Here is an 18120-nt window from a genome sequence, read left to right as displayed (position 1 = left end):
GGATTTTATAATGGAGGGGCTGTTATATTAAAATCTATATAATAGATTTATTTATATATAAAATGATTAAGGAGGTAAGTACTATGGGCAAAGAAGTAAAAACCATAGGAGTATTAACTAGTGGAGGGGACGCTCCTGGAATGAATGCAGCTATTCGTGCTGTTGTTAGGGCTGCAATTTCAAAGGGTATTAAAGTAATGGGGATAAGAAAAGGATATAATGGTCTTATTCATGGTGATATCTTTGAAATGAATGAAAGAAGTGTATCAGATATAATTCAAAGAGGGGGAACTATGCTTAAAACTGCAAGATGCCCTGAATTTATTAAAGAAGAAGGACAAAAGAGAGGGGCACAAATGTGCAAAGTATTTGGTATAGATGGTTTAGTAGTTATTGGAGGAGATGGTTCCTTTAAAGGAGCAGAAAAATTAGCAGCTTTAGGGATTAACACCATAGGAATTCCAGGAACTATAGACCTTGATATTGCTTGTACTGATTATACTATTGGATTTGATACAGCTGTAAATACAGCTATGACTGCTATTAATAAAATAAGAGATACTTCAACTTCCCATGAAAGATGTAGTGTTGTAGAGGTTATGGGAAGAAATGCAGGGTATATTGCTCTTTGGAGTGGAATAACTAATGGGGCAGAATTAATTCTTATTCCTGAAAAAGAAAGACCAACTGATGAAGAAATTATAAGAGAAATATTAGAAAATAAACAAAAAGGGAAAAGACACTATCTCATTATTGTAGCAGAAGGAGTTGGTGGGTCAGAAAAATTAGCTAAAAAAATAGAAGAAGTAACAGGAATAGAAACAAGAGCAACAATTTTAGGATATCTTCAAAGAGGAGGAAGCCCATCGGCGATTGATAGATTACATGCATCTATGATGGGAGCTAAGGCAGTTGAACTTCTTTATGAAGGAAAAAGTAATCGAATTGTAGCTTATAAAAATGGTCAATATGTAGATTATGATATTAACGAAGCATTAAACATGACTAAAACAATAGATGAGAAAATGTATTCAGTATCTAAAATTTTATCAATATAGGAGAGTAAAAATGAGAAAGACAAAGATTGTATGTACATTAGGACCAGCGTCTGGAGATATAAAAACTATAAAAGAATTAATTAAATATGGCATGAATGCAGCTAGAATTAACTTTTCCCATGGAACCTATGAATCCCATGGAAAGATTATTAAAAATCTTATCCAAGCTAGAGAAGAGTTAGGGATTCCTATAGCTTTAATGTTAGACACAAAAGGACCTGAAATTCGCATTAAAGATTTTAGTAAAGAACAAATCTTTTTAAAACAAGGACAAACCTTTGTGCTTACAACAGAAGACGTACAAGGAGATGAAAAAAGAGTAAGTGTAACATATAAGAATCTTCCTTTTGATCTTAATAGGGGAAGCAGGGTACTTTTAGATGATGGTCTAATAGAACTTAGAGTGAAAAATTTAACAGATACAGAAGTTGAATGTGAAGTAATAAATGGTGGACCTTTAAGTTCTAAAAAAGGAGTTAATATTCCAGATGTATATGTAAATCTTCCTTCTTTAACAGAAAAGGATATAGAAGACATTAAATTTGGCATAAAAATGGGATTTGACTACATAGCAGCTTCTTTTATTCGTTCAGCCAATGATATTATTAAAATCAGAAAAATATTGGAAGAAAATGATGGAAGTAATATAGATATTATTGCCAAGATAGAAAATAGAGATGGAGTAAATAATATAGATGAAATTTTAGAAGTGTCTGATGGAATAATGGTAGCAAGAGGAGATTTAGGAGTTGAAATTCCAACAGAAGAAGTCCCTCTTATACAAAAAATGCTAATTAAAAAAGCTAATCAAAAAGGGAAGCCTGTAATAACAGCTACACAGATGCTAGATTCCATGGTTAGAAATCCAAGACCTACAAGAGCTGAAGCTAATGATGTCGCTAATGCAATCTTTGACGGGACAGATGCTATAATGCTTTCTGGAGAAACAGCAAAGGGGTCATATCCTATAGAAAGTGTAAAAACAATGGCTACTATTGCTGAAAGAACAGAAAATTCTATTGATTATATGAAAAATATGAGTGAAGTTCAAAATTCTATTCAAACTAATATAACTAATGCTATAAGTCATGCTACGTGTACAACTGCAACACAGTTAAATGCAGCATGTATTGTAACTGTAACTAGATCAGGCAGTACAGCAAAAATGGTATCTAAATTTCGCCCATCTTCTCCTATATTAGGATGTACTCCAGATGAACAAGTATGGAGAAAATTAAGTTTAGTTTGGGGATGTGTACCAGTAAAAACAAATATAAAATCTACAACGGATGAGATTTTTGCTCAAGCTATACAAAAATCAGTTGAAACTGGGATAGCTAAGAAAGGAGATATAATAGTAATTACAGCAGGAGTTCCTGTAGGGATATCTGGAACCACAAATATTTTAAAAGTACATATTGTAGGAAATGTATTAGTAAAGGGAAAAGGTATAGGACAACAAACTGTATCAGGTACTGCTAGTGTAATTAAAGTAGTAGATGAAGCTGAAAAATATTTTAAAAAAGGGAATATATTAGTTACTTATAATACTGATAATGAGTTTCTCCCCTATATGAAAAAAGCCTCAGCTATTATAGTCGAAAATGGAGAAGAGGGAGAGAATAATCATGCAGCTATTGTTGGTAGAGCTTTAGATATTCCAGTTATAATAGGATGTAGCAATGCAGTAGATTTAATTAGGAATGGTACTATAATAACAGTAGATAGTAAAAAAGGATTAGTATATAATGGAGTACCAGAAAAGAAGAAAATAATTATTAAGTAATAGACATTTGACAAAATTCAAATAAAATGATATTGTATTTATAAGAGATATGTATAGTATTATACATATATATGAATATGAAAGGAGAAATTAATATGAGTAAATGGGTATGTTTAGTATGTGGATATGTATATGACCCAGCAGAAGGAGACCCAGATAACGGAATAGCAGCAGGAACAGCATTTGAAGATATTCCAGATGATTGGGTTTGTCCTCTTTGTGGGGTAGGTAAAGACCAATTTGAAGAACAATAATATTTAGGGCAGTCCATTGACTGCCCTTTAAAATATTTATTATTAAATAAGATAGGAGTGATATTATGGGAGAGCCTAAATATGATGCTAAAGAAATATTAAAATTTGCAATTAGTATGGAAGAAGAAGGAGAAAAGTTTTATAAAAAATTAGCAGAAAAAGCTAAAGGGGAAATTAAAGAAGGACTTCTTTCTTTAGCAGAAGATGAAGTAAAACATAAAAAAATATTTACTAAATGGTACGATGATATTAATACAGATAATAAAGAAGACTATCTCTTTGAAGAAACTGTGGATTTATTTTTTAAAAGTTATGCAAAGACTAAAGGGTTTGATGGGAGAGAAGAAATACCAAATTCTTTAGAAGAAGCTATTGATATGGGTATTAATACAGAAAAAATTACTATAGAATATTACAAAAGTCTTTTAGAACATGCAAAATCCAAAGCAAAAGAAGTTTTACAAAATTTAATAAAAGAAGAAGAAGGTCATTATAATAAATTAAAGACATATAAGGAAAAAATAAATTAAAATAATATATGAATACCATATAAGATAGTGAATTCTATTTACTATCTTATATGGTATTTTTATAATTAAAATACTATTTTTTTGAAAAAACTTGTATTTATATTGAATTGATGGTAAAATAATGATATAAAATACAACTATTTGTCATGGAGGAATTTTATGATACAAATTTTATTAGTAGAAGATAACTTCCATGAAAGGAAAAGAGTAATAAATATTTTAAAAGAAATTACTTATGAAATAAATATATATGAAGCAGAAACTGGGAAAAAAGCTATAGAAATATTAAGAAATCAGGATATTGATTTATTTTTTTTAGATATAGAACTTCCAGATATTTCTGGAATAGAACTTGCAGAAAAAATTAGACAAATTGATAGATATGAATTTAGTTATATAGTTTTTATTACTAGTCATGTATATTTTCAATTAAAAGCTTTTAAAAAAATTCATTGTTATGATTTTATAGAAAAACCCTATGAAAAAAAAGATATATTAGAAGTAACTGAAAAATTAATAAGAGCTATAAAAAAAGAAGTAAAAAATAATAAGACAGAAAGAAAAAAGATAAAATTTAAATTAAAAAGTTTTATTTTATCAATTTATGAAGATGAAATAATATTTATAGAATCCCAAGGCCGAAATTGTTTAATACATACTCAAAATGAAGTTTATGAAATAAATAATTTAAGTATGAAAAAAGTTTTAAATATGCTATCAAAAGATTTATTTATGCAAACTCATAAGTCTTATATTATTAATGTTGAGTACATAAAAGAGATTAAAAAAAAGGGTCGAAATGCTTGGACTGTATATTTTTACAATTATAAAATCCCAGCTTATATAAGTAATAAATATAAAAATAAATTTATAAATGTTATAGATAGAAAAGAGGTGAACAATAATGAAGTTGTATGAAGCAATTATACTATCTATAATGGAAATAATAGGTTTTTTAACAATATGTGAAAGTTTAAATGAAAAATTTAATAAAAATTTTTTAAAAAAATTAATATTGATTTTTATAATATCTTTTTTAGTGTTTATATTAAATCGATATGAATTATCTAATAGTTTTATAATAATATATTTTGTAACATTTATTTTAGGAAATAAATTATTTAAAGTTCCTTTTAAAAAGATGTTTTTTATATTTCTTATAGCTTTTGGAGTTGTCATGGGAATTCAAATGATCGTTACATATATTTTAATAATATTTTTAAAAGATAGTTATTATACATTTATTAATGGATTATTTATTAATAGTATTATAATTATATGCTGTATTATAATAAAAAAGTACAGAATTGTAAATAATATAAAAAAAATATTAAATAAAGAATATAGAATTTTAGGTATAATATTTTTAAATAGTATTTCTTTAATTATGGGTTTTTTATATATTTGGTATATGAATAATAATGTGGAGTTTAATAATAATCCTATAAAATTAATAGGATTATTTCTATGGATATCCATAAATGTTTATATTTTTTATCAAACTATTATATTAAGAACACAAGAGGAACAGATTTTTGTTAATGAAAAATATATACCTTATGTAAAAAAACTCATGGAAGAAACTAGGAGAAAACAACATGATTATTCTAATCATTTAAATTCTATTTATGGTATTACAGAAATAGAAAATTCAGAAAAAGCTATGGAAGAAATAAATAAATATTTACAAGGATTAATTAAAGATTTCAAAAAATTAGATAAAATTTTAAATATTAGTGACCCTGTTTTAAGTGCTATTATTTATAGTAAAAAAATTTTGGCTGAAGATAAAAAAATTGATTTTAAACTTAATATAGTAAATAAAATACCAGAATATAAGTTAGAAAAATATGAGTTAGTAGAAGTTTTAGGAAATTTATTAGATAATGCTATAGAAGCAGTAGAAGATTTAGAAAAAGTTCCTAAAGAGGTTATAGTAACTCTAGGAACTTTGGGTAATCAAAACTTAATCGAGGTGAAAAATACGGGGAAACCTATTCCAGCTAAATATCTTAATTCTATTTTTAAAAAGGGTTTTTCCACTAAGGAAGGAAAGCACTATGGTTATGGTCTATATAATGTTAAGACCATAGTTGATAAATATAATGGAACCATAGAGCTTTCCTTAGAAAATCCATATATAGCCTTTAAGATATTATTTTAATAAATCTTTTGGGCATTTAGGTTCTCCCCACATGTAGAAGCAAACATACAATTTAGTTGTGTAAGCAGCGAGTACAAAGAAATTTGCAAGAGAAAGTAGAACAGGTGTTAAGATTTTTCTCTTTATCATAATACATCCCCCTTCCCTAATAATTGTAAAGATTGAAGAAACAAAGTATATATTCCACAAGCTAAAAATGTGGAATTATGTATAAATGTAAGTAAAATAATTAGCAAAATCAAAGAAAATACGGTAGATACATATTTAAAATTTTGTCTTCTTTTTGGATTGATAATAGGACGTAGGGGCGATGGTTTTGGAGAATTTAAGAAGATTAATAATATACTTATACCTCCTATTATCAAGGAAATAAAAAAGTTTGGTATAAAAATATGGGGTAGTATAATAACTGTCATCAGAAAGAAAATCAAGGATACTAAAAAGCAAACAGAAGGACTTTTAAAATGTAAGCCCCCTGAAAAAGGTCGTATAAATATTAAGACACAAAATGAAAATAAAAACAATTTAAAATAACCAAGTAAAGAAAAAATAATGAAAAGAAGAAATGTTTTGGTAAATTCATGGGCAATAACTGTCATAGCATATCTCATTTTACGAATATCACTATGAGATATTAATTTTTCCCTATAAACTTTAAATGATATTAAATTAATTAAATATTGCAAAGCAGATTCACCAAACCTTTTTTAAAATATATCTTTAAGATGATACAATTATAACATAAAAAAATACATTAATGTTAAAAATGTAATAAAATTGTAGTGAAATGTAATAAAAAATACCATCTATTTTTCAAGATGGTTATTAAAAAATACAATTATTTATTTTGATTTTAAATTATCTTTAGGACATTTTTTGAAAAAAGAACAACCTTTACAATCTTCACATTTTTTATATGGATAATTAACTATAGTATTGCACCTAGGACAACGAGAATTTATTTTAATATCTACTTCATTTCCACAAGTAGGGCATTTCATAAACTCACCCCTAACTATATTAGAATAAACGATAAAATACCTCCAACTAAAAATGATATAAATATACTTCCAAACCAAATAAGAGCTGATTCTTTCCAATCTCTTTCTTTAAATATAACTAATATGGCAGCTATACATGGAACAAAAAGGGTGATTACAACTAAAGAAACTAAAATTTGTGCATCATTTAGCAGTCCTTGTTCTGCTAAACTAAAAAGTCCAGCAGCTCCAAAATCCCTTCTAATAATACCCATTATAAAGGCTGTTGCTACTTCTTTTGGCAATTGTAAAAATCCTTCTGTTAATGGTGCTATAATATTTTGAATTCCTACTAATATATTAAAATGCTCCATAAAAGTTATAAGTACAGCTCCTATTACAAAAAGAGGAGAAGCCTCTTTTAAAAACATTATAGTTTTAGTGTAAGTTTTAGATAAAATATTTTTTATTCTTGGTATTCTAAGAGGAGGGATATCAATAAGTAAGTCCGTAGATTCTCCAGGTAAAATTTTATTTAAAATAGTTCCTGTAATAATGAATACTAAAACTATGGTTAAAACATAAACTAAGAAATAAGAAATTCCAATAGAGCTGGTCATACCTACAATTACTCCTAATTGAGCAGAACAGGGAATGGCTAGTCCTAAAAGCATAGTCGCTATAAATCTTTCTCTTTTAGATCCTAAAAGTCTGGTTGTAATGGTTGCCATAGTGACGCATCCAAAACCTAAGATAATAGGAATAATAGCTCTTCCGTTTAAACCTAATTTAGTTAAGGATTTATCTACTAAAGTTGCAATTCGAGGAAGATATCCAGAATCTTCTAATATAGATAGCAGAAAATAAAATCCTATAACTAAAGGTAAAAGAAGTCCTAAGATATAAATAGGAACCATAGTTAAAATTCCAAATTCTCCTATTAAGAATTTTTCTAAGAAATTATGCCCTTTTAACAAGGGTTCAAATATACTAACTATAAAATTATTATAATAAGTTCCCATAATAATTTCTTCTGTAAAACCTACAACAGTCTGAGCTATGAAAACTCCTAAAAATTCATACATAATAAAAAGGGTGAATATTAATATAGGAATACCAGTAAGGGGTTTTAACATCATTTGACTTAAACGAGTTTTAAAAGAAGCTCCTTGGCTTGTTTGAGTTACTACTTTATCTACTATTTCATTAACTCTTTCACGTCTTTGATGATAAATTTTTTCCCTAAGATTATAATCTTTTTGTATATTATTTCTTGCTATTATATTTTCATCTTCTTCTAGTACAAGTAAGGCTTCAGAAGGATTTGATACCAAAGGCATCACTTCCTTTAGTTTTTCCCGAATTCCACTAATAGGATTACCTGTGCAAGCAGTATTTATTTTATTTTTTACTTCATCTAAACCTATCTTATGTACTGCTACAGTTGGTATAATAGGAACTCCTAGCATTTCGGATAATTTTTCTATATCTATTTTAAGACCATTTCGTTTTACATCATCCATCATATTAAGAGCTACGATTACTTTTTTACCCATATCTATTAATTGCTGAGTAAGGAATAAATCTCTTTCCATATGTACAGCATCTACTACGTTTAAAATAATATCTCCACTAAGTATTACATCTCTAGCTACTCTTTCTTCATCATTAAAAGATGACACCCCATATACTCCAGGAGTATCAAAAACTATATATTCATTATATATTCCATGACTTATATCTACTGTTGTACCTGGAAAATTAGATACATCTACATATATACCTGTTAAAGCATTGAAAAATACAGATTTACCAACATTAGGGTTTCCGACTAAAACTAATTTAATTTTATCTGAATGACTTTTTAGGTCAAATGGCATGTTAGTTGAGTGATCAGAGCTCATAGTAATCCTCCTATAATGATTAAGAAACTAGTTTAATTTTGATTTTTTTTGCTAAATTATGTCCAACTGCGATTTCTTGCATACGATTTTGTAAAATAACAGGCCCTGAATTAATAACCTCAGAACATTTGACCTTAGCACCTTCATAAATACCAAAACGAATAGCTTGAGCTTTAACATCAGGGTCCGGGATAGATATAATTTCTATAAATTGACCAGGACGGGCATTGGATAGACACATAAGGGTTCCTCCTTGTAATAATAATTATTATCAATTGAAAATAAAAACCTTGTTCGATTGTAGTATATTATCAATGATAATAATTGTCAATATAATAATATTGAATTAAAAACAAATTAATACATAAAAAGAAATAATTAAAAAATATATTTAGTTTAGAAAATAAGTTTAGTATAAAACTTTTATTTTAAAAAAGATTTTTTACTTGATTACATATCCCCAGTTAGCAAGTTTTTCTTGAGTTCCAATCCATACGGGGGTCCCTTGTTTTACAATATTAAATATTTTTTCCACATCGGAATTTTTCATTCTTATACAGCCATTTGAAACAAAATATCCAATGCTTCCTTCATTATTTGTTCCATGAATTCCATAGAGATATCCATCATCTATATTAAGTCCCATCCATCGATATCCTAAAGGATTTTGAGGAACTCCTCCTTCAATATTTTTCCAAGCAGGATTTATGATTTTATTTTGAATTATTAATTTTCCTTCTGGAGTAAGTTTGGGATTTTTACCTGTTGCTACAGGAAATTTTTCTATTATTTGATTACCTTTTAAAAGTGTTAAGGTGTTAGAAGATTTATTAATTGTAATCCAGTAACCATTAGTAGGGGGGTTAGACACTATTGTTTGTATAATAGGAGGAGTCATTCCATTTTCTATTAATATTTTATTTATTGTATTAATAGTTTCTTGTCCTATAACACCATCTACTTTTATTCCTTGGTCGTATTGAAATTTTAAAATTACATCTTTCATATTTTGATCAAATATGTAGGAGGTTGTTCTAATATTATATCCTATTTTTTTGAGAGATTTTTTTATTTGCATTACATCTTCTCCAGTTTGCCATAGGGATAGGGGTCTTGTATATTTAAGACCACCTTTAACATTTAAATAAGGGAAATTTCCTACGTCTATTGTTTTAGAGGATAAAATGCATACTAAAGGAGTATCTTCAAAAGTTTCTTTTCTTGCTATATTAGGATTATTAGGGATGGTGATAAATAAGATTAAAAATATAAAGATTATACTAAAGATTAATTTTCGCAAAATATTTTTCCTCCCTAATGACTTTTTATTATATCTTTTATATTTTATTTTATTAGGGATTTTTATAGAACAAAATAAATAAGAATAAGAGGTTTAGAAATGAAACTTTAAGTATGAAATAAAAAAATAAAGATGGAAAAATCCATCTTTATTCTTCTACAGTAATAACAGAAACAGGACATTCTTCCATTGCTTCTATTGCTGAGTCTTTTGCATTTTCAGGAACTTTGTCCACATAAACTTCAGCTAAACCATCATCAGCCATACGAAATACTTCAGGACATACTGAAGGGCAAGTTCCACAAGCAATACATCCATCTCTGTCAATTTTTGCAATCATTTTTATTTTCCTCCTTAAAAATACTTAATCATTTTAAGTATTTCCTAATAGAGAAAAATATATGCAAAAACTTATAATAAAAAATATTTTTTATATTTAAGTTAAAATTCTTAATTTTTCAATTCTATTTTTATCAGTACTTTCTACAATAAATTTTATATTCGTATATTCTACAGTTTCACCTTTTTCAGGAAACCGTCCAAGTCTTCCTATTACGAAACCACCTATTGAATCAAAATCTTCAGATTCTATATTAATATTTAGTATTTTATTAATTAAGTCAATTCTTGCACTTCCATCAACAATAAATTCATTTTCATTAATTCGTTCTATTTCCTCATCTTCATCATCATATTCATCTTCTATATCGCCTACTATTTCTTCTACTAAATCTTCCATTGTCACTATTCCTGCTGTTCCTCCATATTCATCTAAAACAATGGCCATAGGAATTCTATTATTTCTCATTTCTGTAAATAATTCAGCTATTCCTTTAAATTCATAAGTAAAAAAAGGTTCTCTAAGTATTTCTTTTAAATTAAATTTTTCTTTATTACCATCAAAGAAAAACAAATCTTTAATATATAAAATACCAATTATATTATCAGTATTATCTTCATATACAGGCATTCTTGAAAAATGTTCTTTTTTAAACAAAGAAATAATTTGATCATAAGAAGAATTAACATCAATAGCGACCATATCAGTTCTTGGAGTCATTACATCTTTAGCCTGGGATTCACCAAATTCAAAAACATTATAAATCATTTTCTTTTCTTCGCCTTCTAAAACCCCTTCTTCATGGCTTACATCTACTATTGTTTTTAGTTCTTCTTCTGTTATAAAATGAGTTTGTTTTTCAGGATTTCCGCCCAATAATCTAATTATGAAGTTAGTAATATGCATAAGAATATTGACTATAGGACCTAAAATAATAGTTATAGTTTTTATTATTTTAGATATTTTTAAAGCTATTTTTTCAGCATTCTGTACTGCAAGCGATTTTGGAGTTATTTCTCCAAAAATTAAAACAAGAATAGTCATAATTCCTGTAGCTATACCTACCCCTGCATTTCCCCAAATGCTCATAGCTAGAGAAGTTGCTAGGGCAGAAGCTCCAATATTAACGATATTATTTCCTACTAAAATAGAACCTAATAGTTTACTGGGGTTTTCTATTAAATTATTAATAGTATCTGCTCCTTTAATTTTTTCCTCCATCATATGTCTTAATCTTATTTTGCTTAAAGAAGTTAAGGCAGTTTCAGAAGCAGAAAAAAAGCCAGAAAAGAATAAAAGAATCAGCAGAGCAAAAACCTGCCACATCTCACCAGGTTCCAAAATAAATCACACTCCTAAAAATTTTATATATTATAAAATAAATTACTTGATAAATTATACCATAAAAAATTTATTTTTCATAGTCTTTTATAATTTTGTACATTGCAGAAAATTTAAATCAATAAATTTTAAGAATTTTGTTGCTATATTAATAGATTTATATGTAAAATGATTAATATAGCAATAATATTATACTAAATAAATTAAAGGAGTTGAAAATATGGCTGATAAAAGAATAAAAATGGATAAACGAAAAAAGATAGCATTGATTGCCCATGACAATAGAAAAGTGGATTTATTACATTGGGTTAAGGAAAATAAAGAAATGTTAAGTAAACATATTTTATATGGAACAGGAACCACTGGAAGTATGGTGGAAAAAGAAACAGGACTTTCTGTTATTACATTTAATAGTGGGCCTTTAGGAGGAGACCAACAAATAGGAGCTAGAATTGTAGAGGGAGAAATAGATTTTATGATTTTTTATTGGGATCCATTATCTGCACAACCTCATGACCCAGATGTAAAAGCTCTTTTAAGAATTGCTGTATTATATGATATTCCAGTAGCTAATAATAGAGCAACAGCTGATTTTTTATTAACTTCTAGTTTGATGAATAAAGAGTATGAAAGATTGATAATTGATTATAAACAACGTTTAGAATTATAAATGGAAAATCATCAAAATCCTAATTTAAAATAAGTATTAGAGATTTTGATGATTTTTTATATTGTTAAAAAAATACAATTTATATTGAAGAATAAAATACTAATATTTGATTAAAATAAATATATAAAAGTCATAGGAAAGGAAGATAGTATGAAAAAATATATAAGTTTTATAATAGCTATAATAATAATGAAATTATCTTTATTTGGATGTGCTAATAATAATGAAGAAAGCAATCAAGAAAATGATAATGTTACTCAGAATGAGGGGAGTACTATATCTGATAATGATGATGAAGATAATATGGATACGGTGGAAGAACCTCAAACAATGGGTCCTTGGGAAGATGGAACATATACAGCTACTGGAGATCCTTGGGAATATGGGAGTGAAGATGCAACTGTCACTATATCAGGAGGAAAAATAGTAGAAGTTACTTTAAGAAGATTAGATAGTTCAGGGAATGAAGTTAATTATGATGAATGGACAGGAGAAGAAATAGACGGAAAAACATATCCTAATTTAAAACAATATCGTATCGATATGGCTAATGAAATGATTAGAGAACAAACTTATGATGTAGATACAATTTCAGGAGCAACTGTGAGTACAGCTAATTGGAAAGAAGCAGTTAGGAGAGCCTTAGAAAAAGCATCGCAATAAGTGTACCTTTGGTACACATTTTTTATAGATAAAAAACAAAAAAAGTTTGTTTTTTATCTAAGTCATGTTAAAATCATAATATATAATTTGTTTTATTTGTTTTATTAACATGACGGAGGGGAAATATGAGTCATTTTACAAACAAAATAACATCAGATATAAAAAAGTTTATGATGGCAGTAGGTCAAGCAGTAGATTGGTTTTTAATAACTAATAAAAATGGAATAATTGAATATGCTAATGAATCTGTGGAAAGAATAACAGGATACAAAACAGATGAGATTTTAGGGAAAACCCCTGCTATTTGGAAATCAGACAAATATAATAAGGAATTTTATAAAGTTTTATGGGATACTATTTCGAGTGGACAACCCTATAGAAATATTATTTTGAATAGAAAAAAAGACGGAGAGATATTTTATCTAGATCAAAGTATTTCTCCTATAAGAGATGAAAATGGAGAAATTATATATTTTGTTTCTACTGGAAAAGATATTACAGAGAATAAAAAATTAGAGGATAAGTTAAACTATTTATATCATTATGATATTATGACAGGTCTTCCCAATAGAACGCAGTTTTGTAGAAAAATAACTCAAGAAATAGATAGTGCAGAATTAGAAAAAAAGATATTAGCTTTAGTTATTATAGATATAAAAAAATTTATTTTTGTTAATGAAACTTTTGGTACAGAATTTGGTGATATGGTTCTTAAGGTTATAGGAAATCGTTTATGTAAAATAGTAGGGGAAGAAAATATAGTAAGTCGTATTGGTGGAGATGAATTTGGCATTATATTAAAAGATATTAAAAAGTTAGAAGATATATTTATTTATATAGAGAAAATTTTAAAATCAACGGAAAAACCTATTAAAATTGAAAAACAAGAAGTTATATTAGCTATGTCTATAGGGATCTCTATTTACCCCAATGATGGTATGAATATGAAACAGCTTTTATCTAATGCAGAAATAGCTTTATCCCAAGCAAAAAGAAATCCTTCTTTTAAATACATGTTTTATGGGAAGCATATGAATTTAGATGCTAAAAATTTTCTAATTATGGAAAATAAGTTATTAAAAGCTTTTAAACAAAATAAATTTACTGTATTTTATCAACCTTATTTTAATTTGGCAGATAAAAGGTTGCAAGGATTTGAAGCATTAATATGATTATATGACGAAAAACAAGGAATGATATCTCCAAATTTATTCATACCTATCTTAGAAGAAACTGGATTAATAAAAGAAGTAGGGATTCAAGTTATAAAAATAGTATGTAAACAAATTAGAGAATGGATTAATAAAGGATTTTTAACAGTTCCAGTTGCTATTAATCTTTCTCCAGTTCAATTTAGAGATAAAAGCTTATTTCAAGAAATTATGAGAATTATTTTAGATTATGATTTAAATGCAGAAATGCTTACATTTGAAATTACAGAGTCCACTTTTATGGAAGATATTAGTTCGAGTTATGAAATTTTAAGAAATATGAAAGATTTAGGTTTTTCGATTTCTATAGATGACTTTGGGACAGGGTATTCTTCACTTAGCTATCTTAAAAAATTTCCGCTAAATTATTTAAAGATAGATTTATCATTTATTAGAGATATTACTAAAGATGAAGATGATAAGGCTATTGTAAATGCTATTATTTCTATGGCTCATAGTTTAAATTTAAAAACAATTGCAGAAGGGATAGAAAATAAAGATCAACTAGAAGAATTATTAAAACTTAAATGTGATATAGGACAAGGATATTATTGGAGTAAGCCAGTACCGGCTGAGGAAGTAGAAAAATTTTTAAATAATAGATATTAAAATTATAATAAGAAGTATTAAAAACTTTATCATGTACATAATAATTTTATAAAATGAGTATACTTGCATAATTAGAATAACTATATTAATATTATAATATTATAATAAATACAGGAGGCTTGAAATGGGGATAAAAATTATTGCTGATAGTAGTTGTGATTTAACGAAAGAAATGAAGGAAGAAATGAATATTGAAATTGCTCCTTTAACTCTTCAATTAGAAGACAAAAAGTATGTAGATGATGAAAAATTAGATGTTAAAGCTTATATAAAAGATATGAAAAAATGCAAAAATCCTCCAAAAAGTGCATGTCCTTCGCCAGAGGAATTTATGAAAAGATATGAAGGAAATGATAATATATTTGTTGTTACTTTATCATCTGCTTTAAGTGGCACATATAATAGTGCTATATTAGCAAAAAATATGTTTTTAGATGAAGTAGGGGATAAATTTATTCATGTTTTTGATTCATTTAGCGCTTCAATTGGAGAAACACTTGTTAGTTTAAGAATTCATGAACTTGCAAAAATAAATATAGAAGAAGCAGAAATTATAAAAAAAGTTAATAAATATATTAAAGAAATGAAAACTTTTTTTCTATTAGAAAATTTAGAGCATTTAGCCAAAGCAGGACGACTTAATCCTATTATAGCCAAAATAGCATCTGTATTATCTATAAAACCTATTATGGGTTCAACAGATGAAGGTACTATTAGATTAGTTCAAAAGGTTAGAGGATATAAAAAAGCTTTTAATAAATTTATAGATATTATAGGAGAAGAAGGAAAAAATTTAGAAGAAAAGGTATTAGGTATAGCACACTGTAATTGTTTAGATAGAGCTTTAAAATTCAAAGAAGAAATATTAAAAAGATATAAATTTAAGGATATAATTATAGTAGAGATGGGAGGATTAAGCTCTACTTATGCTGATGAAGGAGGACTTGTGATAGCATTTTAAATATATTTTTAATAAAAAGGGCGAATAATTCGCCCTTATTGTTGTATATTAAAAAGATTTTATATTTTAAGAGGATTAAATTATAAAAAGCTCTTAATAAAAAATATATTTTAAATTATAATATAATTATGAATTTGTTTTTATAGTGGACATTATGTATAAATAATGGTATATTTTACTATATATTATATGTCGAAATAAATAAGGAGATGTATTTTATGGATAATAAAACTTTGGTTAATAATGAAGAAGAAAAAGATTATTTTGAAGAAAAAGATTATTTTGAAGAAGAAGAAGAAAGAAGAAAACAAGAAGAGTTAAAAGTTATCCTAGAAAGTACTAATCCTCTTAAAAAAGAACAAAAATTGACAGAAGAAGAGTTAGAAAGTTTTTATTCTATTAATTCAAGAAGGAGAAAAAATAAAAGATATATAGTAAAAGAAAAAATTATAAGTGCAACTATTTTAGGAGTAGGAGCTATAATAATTATAGGAATAATATTAATTATCTTTAATTCTATATTAAAAAATGATAAAATTAATCAGAGAATAGAAGAATTAAATAATGAGATTATTAAATTAGAAGAAGAAAATGAAAATCTAAAGTTAGAAAATCAGGAGCTTAAAGAAGAAATAGAAAAATTAACGGTAAACTCTGAAGAGTCCTATATAGAATCAAATCAAATATCTGATGAATCCTCCCAAGAAGCAATAAATCAGGAAGAAAATTTTTCTCAAGAAGAAACAAATCAAGAAGAAAATTTATCACAAGATATAATTTATTATACTGTTCAAAAAGGCGATACTTTATGGAAGATAAGCCAAAAATTTTATGGAGTAGGAAAGTATTATGAAACTATTATGAATTATAATAATTTAAAAAGTGAAACAGATTTAGAAGAAGGTATGAAATTAATAATTCCAAAATTGTAAAACAATAAAGGTGGTAAAATATGCATAGCGATTTAAATAATAAAACTCTTGTGGAATTAAGAGAAATAGCTAAAAAGTTAGGCATAAAAAGCGTAACAAAATATAAGAAAAAAGAATTAATAGATTTAATTAATGAACATAATTTATCTAAAGAATCTAAAGAAGAGTCTAAAATAGAAGACCCTAAAATCCCTGTTGGAATAGAGCAATTAGATAGTGGAATAGTAGAAGAAGGGGTTTTAGAAGTTTTAGCAGATGGATATGGCTTTTTACGCTCTGAAAATTATCTTCCAGGAGCTAAAGATATATATGTATCACCTTCTCAAATAAGAAGGTTTAATTTAAAAACAGGAGACTTAATTAAAGGGAATATTCGTATTCCTAAAGAAGGAGAAAAATTTAGTGCTCTTTTATATGTAAAAGAAGTAAATGGAGATAATCCTGAGATAGCCGCAAAAAGACCTAATTTTGAAGATTTAACTCCCATATATCCAAAAGAAAAATTTCAATTAGAATCAACTCAATTGGAATTATCTACTAGACTTATTGACCTTATAGCACCAATTGGTAAAGGGCAAAGAGGAATGATAGTAGCTCCTCCTAAAGCAGGGAAAACAGTTCTTTTAAAAAAGATTGCCAATGCCATAACTAAAAATTATCCAGAAGCTAGACTCATTGTGCTTTTAATAGATGAAAGACCAGAAGAAGTAACAGACATGAAACAGTCTATTAGTGGTAAAAATGTAGAAGTAGTATATTCAACATTTGATGAGCAGCCAGAACATCACAAAAGAGTTGCAGAAATGGTCTTAGAAAGAGCTAAAAGACTAGTAGAACAAAAGAAAGATTTAATTATTTTATTAGATAGTATTACCCGTTTGGCAAGAGCATATAATCTTACAATTCCTCCTAGTGGAAGAACTTTATCAGGAGGACTAGACCCAGTTGCTCTTCATATGCCTAAAAAATTCTTTGGTGCTGCAAGAAATATAAAAGAAGGAGGAAGTCTTACTATATTGGCTACTGCTTTGGTAGAAACAGGGAGCAAAATGGATGAAGTAATATTTGAAGAATTTAAAGGAACGGGTAATATGGAATTAGTTTTAGATAGAAGACTTTCAGAAAAAAGAATTTTCCCAGCTATTGATATTTATAAATCAGGAACAAGGAAAGAAGAGCTTCTACTTTCTCAGAATGAATTAGAAGTGGTTTATAGGATTAGAAAAGCTATGGGTAAATTAACTCCTTTAGAAGTAACAGAAAGTATTGTGGACACCCTTAGTCATACAAAAAATAACAAAGAATTTATAAATATTATTGAAAAAAAGCGGTTCGTTGTAAAATTAAATGCAACAGATAAAAAAATATAAAAAAATAATTGACAACCATAGTGAGAAATCATGTATGATTTAGGTGC

20 protein-coding genes and 1 pseudogene are annotated in these 18120 nt (G+C 27.0%); 13 read left to right on the top strand and 8 right to left on the bottom strand.

Annotation, left to right across the window (positions count from 1 at the left end):
- Nucleotides 1–83 precede the first annotated feature (83 nt).
- From pfkA to OM90_RS09830, 6 genes are all read left to right on the top strand, one after another.
- Nucleotides 84–1058, top strand: a complete 975-nt coding sequence (pfkA, locus tag OM90_RS09850) for a 6-phosphofructokinase (RefSeq protein WP_058486718.1) — start codon at nt 84–86, stop codon at nt 1056–1058.
- A gap of 10 nt (nt 1059–1068) precedes the next feature.
- The gene (gene pyk / locus OM90_RS09845) at nt 1069–2844 is read left to right on the top strand and encodes a pyruvate kinase (protein ID WP_058486717.1); all 1776 of its coding nucleotides are present in this window, start codon (nt 1069–1071) and stop codon (nt 2842–2844) included.
- A gap of 95 nt (nt 2845–2939) precedes the next feature.
- On the top strand, nt 2940–3098 hold the full coding sequence (rd, locus tag OM90_RS12300) for a rubredoxin (protein ID WP_064505530.1): 159 nt from the start codon (nt 2940–2942) through the stop codon (nt 3096–3098).
- A gap of 65 nt (nt 3099–3163) precedes the next feature.
- Nucleotides 3164–3628 (top strand): ferritin family protein, encoded by a 465-nt coding sequence (locus OM90_RS09840; protein ID WP_058486716.1) that lies wholly within the window; start codon nt 3164–3166, stop codon nt 3626–3628.
- Nucleotides 3629–3787: 159 nt separating this feature from the next.
- Nucleotides 3788–4546 carry a LytR/AlgR family response regulator transcription factor gene (locus tag OM90_RS09835; RefSeq protein WP_058486715.1) on the top strand — a complete coding sequence of 253 codons (759 nt, stop codon included), beginning with the start codon at nt 3788–3790 and terminating at the stop codon, nt 4544–4546.
- On the top strand, nt 4533–5792 hold the full coding sequence (locus tag OM90_RS09830) for a sensor histidine kinase (RefSeq protein WP_058486714.1): 1260 nt from the start codon (nt 4533–4535) through the stop codon (nt 5790–5792). The genes OM90_RS09835 and OM90_RS09830 overlap by 14 nt, the downstream gene beginning before the upstream one ends.
- Here OM90_RS09830 and OM90_RS12615 read toward each other — a convergent pair.
- The 8 genes from OM90_RS12615 to OM90_RS09800 all read right to left on the bottom strand — a co-directional run bounded on the left by OM90_RS12615 (nt 5784) and on the right by OM90_RS09800 (nt 11657).
- A complete protein-coding gene (locus tag OM90_RS12615) occupies nt 5784–5921 on the bottom strand; it encodes an AgrD family cyclic lactone autoinducer peptide (RefSeq protein WP_144428574.1) in 138 nt (45 codons plus the stop codon). The genes OM90_RS09830 and OM90_RS12615 overlap by 9 nt on opposite strands.
- The gene (locus tag OM90_RS13535) at nt 5918–6403 is read right to left on the bottom strand and encodes an accessory gene regulator B family protein (protein ID WP_242860888.1); all 486 of its coding nucleotides are present in this window, start codon (nt 6401–6403) and stop codon (nt 5918–5920) included. Before OM90_RS13535 ends, OM90_RS12615 begins: the two co-directional genes overlap by 4 nt.
- Nucleotides 6404–6634: 231 nt before the next feature.
- A complete protein-coding gene (locus tag OM90_RS13035) occupies nt 6635–6793 on the bottom strand; it encodes a hypothetical protein (RefSeq protein ID WP_162838871.1) in 159 nt (52 codons plus the stop codon).
- A 14-nt stretch (nt 6794–6807) separates the two neighbouring features.
- Nucleotides 6808–8676 (bottom strand): ferrous iron transport protein B, encoded by a 1869-nt coding sequence (feoB, locus tag OM90_RS09820; protein ID WP_058486712.1) that lies wholly within the window; start codon nt 8674–8676, stop codon nt 6808–6810.
- A gap of 19 nt (nt 8677–8695) precedes the next feature.
- Complete coding sequence (locus tag OM90_RS09815) at nt 8696–8917, bottom strand: FeoA family protein (RefSeq protein ID WP_058486711.1); 222 nt, start codon at nt 8915–8917, stop codon at nt 8696–8698.
- Between the two features lie 201 nt (nt 8918–9118).
- Nucleotides 9119–9976: a L,D-transpeptidase family protein gene (locus OM90_RS09810; protein ID WP_058486710.1), complete on the bottom strand. Its 858-nt coding sequence runs from the start codon at nt 9974–9976 to the stop codon at nt 9119–9121.
- Nucleotides 9977–10124: 148 nt separating this feature from the next.
- Nucleotides 10125–10316 (bottom strand): ferredoxin, encoded by a 192-nt coding sequence (locus OM90_RS09805; RefSeq protein WP_058486709.1) that lies wholly within the window; start codon nt 10314–10316, stop codon nt 10125–10127.
- Nucleotides 10317–10412: 96 nt separating this feature from the next.
- The gene (locus tag OM90_RS09800; protein ID WP_193391935.1) at nt 10413–11657 is read right to left on the bottom strand and encodes an HlyC/CorC family transporter; all 1245 of its coding nucleotides are present in this window, start codon (nt 11655–11657) and stop codon (nt 10413–10415) included.
- 220 nt (nt 11658–11877) lie between these two features.
- On the opposite strand from OM90_RS09800, the gene OM90_RS09795 reads away from it, so the two are divergent.
- The 7 genes and pseudogenes from OM90_RS09795 (at nt 11878) to rho (ending at nt 18073) form a co-directional block, all read left to right on the top strand.
- A complete protein-coding gene (locus tag OM90_RS09795) occupies nt 11878–12327 on the top strand; it encodes a methylglyoxal synthase (protein WP_058486708.1) in 450 nt (149 codons plus the stop codon).
- Between the two features lie 150 nt (nt 12328–12477).
- The gene (locus OM90_RS09790; protein WP_058486707.1) at nt 12478–12990 is read left to right on the top strand and encodes an FMN-binding protein; all 513 of its coding nucleotides are present in this window, start codon (nt 12478–12480) and stop codon (nt 12988–12990) included.
- Nucleotides 12991–13115: 125 nt separating this feature from the next.
- Nucleotides 13116–14162 carry a diguanylate cyclase domain-containing protein gene (locus OM90_RS09785; protein WP_058486706.1) on the top strand — a complete coding sequence of 349 codons (1047 nt, stop codon included), beginning with the start codon at nt 13116–13118 and terminating at the stop codon, nt 14160–14162.
- A gap of 18 nt (nt 14163–14180) precedes the next feature.
- Nucleotides 14181–14810 (top strand): annotated as a pseudogene (locus OM90_RS09780) (putative bifunctional diguanylate cyclase/phosphodiesterase); the annotation flags it as partial.
- A gap of 124 nt (nt 14811–14934) precedes the next feature.
- A complete protein-coding gene (locus OM90_RS09775; RefSeq protein ID WP_058486704.1) occupies nt 14935–15771 on the top strand; it encodes a DegV family protein in 837 nt (278 codons plus the stop codon).
- A gap of 218 nt (nt 15772–15989) precedes the next feature.
- Nucleotides 15990–16703, top strand: a complete 714-nt coding sequence (locus OM90_RS09770) for a LysM peptidoglycan-binding domain-containing protein (RefSeq protein WP_058486703.1) — start codon at nt 15990–15992, stop codon at nt 16701–16703.
- A gap of 20 nt (nt 16704–16723) precedes the next feature.
- On the top strand, nt 16724–18073 hold the full coding sequence (gene rho / locus OM90_RS09765) for a transcription termination factor Rho (RefSeq protein WP_058486702.1): 1350 nt from the start codon (nt 16724–16726) through the stop codon (nt 18071–18073).
- Nucleotides 18074–18120 lie beyond the last annotated feature (47 nt).

The sequence above is a fragment of the Defluviitalea phaphyphila genome, from assembly GCF_001466305.1.
Classification (GTDB): domain Bacteria; phylum Bacillota; class Clostridia; order Lachnospirales; family Defluviitaleaceae; genus Defluviitalea_A; species Defluviitalea_A phaphyphila.
Note: the sequence above shows the minus strand (reverse complement) of the source record. Positions and strands in the feature narration are given on the sequence as shown.

What these genes read in the sequence shown, in the direction of transcription:
- OM90_RS09805 (WP_058486709.1), bottom strand. Translation starts at nt 10,316, where the DNA reads ATGATTGCAAAAATTGACAGAGATGGATGTATTGCTTGTGGAACTTGC.
- rho (WP_058486702.1), top strand. Translation starts at nt 16,724, where the DNA reads ATGCATAGCGATTTAAATAATAAAACTCTTGTGGAATTAAGAGAAATA.
- OM90_RS09770 (WP_058486703.1), top strand. Translation starts at nt 15,990, where the DNA reads ATGGATAATAAAACTTTGGTTAATAATGAAGAAGAAAAAGATTATTTT.
- OM90_RS09830 (WP_058486714.1), top strand. Translation starts at nt 4,533, where the DNA reads ATGAAGTTGTATGAAGCAATTATACTATCTATAATGGAAATAATAGGT.
- OM90_RS12615 (WP_144428574.1), bottom strand. Translation starts at nt 5,921, where the DNA reads ATGATAAAGAGAAAAATCTTAACACCTGTTCTACTTTCTCTTGCAAAT.
- OM90_RS09835 (WP_058486715.1), top strand. Translation starts at nt 3,788, where the DNA reads ATGATACAAATTTTATTAGTAGAAGATAACTTCCATGAAAGGAAAAGA.
- OM90_RS09785 (WP_058486706.1), top strand. Translation starts at nt 13,116, where the DNA reads ATGAGTCATTTTACAAACAAAATAACATCAGATATAAAAAAGTTTATG.
- OM90_RS09840 (WP_058486716.1), top strand. Translation starts at nt 3,164, where the DNA reads ATGGGAGAGCCTAAATATGATGCTAAAGAAATATTAAAATTTGCAATT.
- OM90_RS09775 (WP_058486704.1), top strand. Translation starts at nt 14,935, where the DNA reads ATGGGGATAAAAATTATTGCTGATAGTAGTTGTGATTTAACGAAAGAA.
- OM90_RS13535 (WP_242860888.1), bottom strand. Translation starts at nt 6,403, where the DNA reads ATGAGATATGCTATGACAGTTATTGCCCATGAATTTACCAAAACATTT.
- pfkA (WP_058486718.1), top strand. Translation starts at nt 84, where the DNA reads ATGGGCAAAGAAGTAAAAACCATAGGAGTATTAACTAGTGGAGGGGAC.
- OM90_RS13035 (WP_162838871.1), bottom strand. Translation starts at nt 6,793, where the DNA reads ATGAAATGCCCTACTTGTGGAAATGAAGTAGATATTAAAATAAATTCT.
- OM90_RS09795 (WP_058486708.1), top strand. Translation starts at nt 11,878, where the DNA reads ATGGCTGATAAAAGAATAAAAATGGATAAACGAAAAAAGATAGCATTG.
- rd (WP_064505530.1), top strand. Translation starts at nt 2,940, where the DNA reads ATGAGTAAATGGGTATGTTTAGTATGTGGATATGTATATGACCCAGCA.
- OM90_RS09790 (WP_058486707.1), top strand. Translation starts at nt 12,478, where the DNA reads ATGAAAAAATATATAAGTTTTATAATAGCTATAATAATAATGAAATTA.
- pyk (WP_058486717.1), top strand. Translation starts at nt 1,069, where the DNA reads ATGAGAAAGACAAAGATTGTATGTACATTAGGACCAGCGTCTGGAGAT.
- OM90_RS09815 (WP_058486711.1), bottom strand. Translation starts at nt 8,917, where the DNA reads ATGTGTCTATCCAATGCCCGTCCTGGTCAATTTATAGAAATTATATCT.
- feoB (WP_058486712.1), bottom strand. Translation starts at nt 8,676, where the DNA reads ATGAGCTCTGATCACTCAACTAACATGCCATTTGACCTAAAAAGTCAT.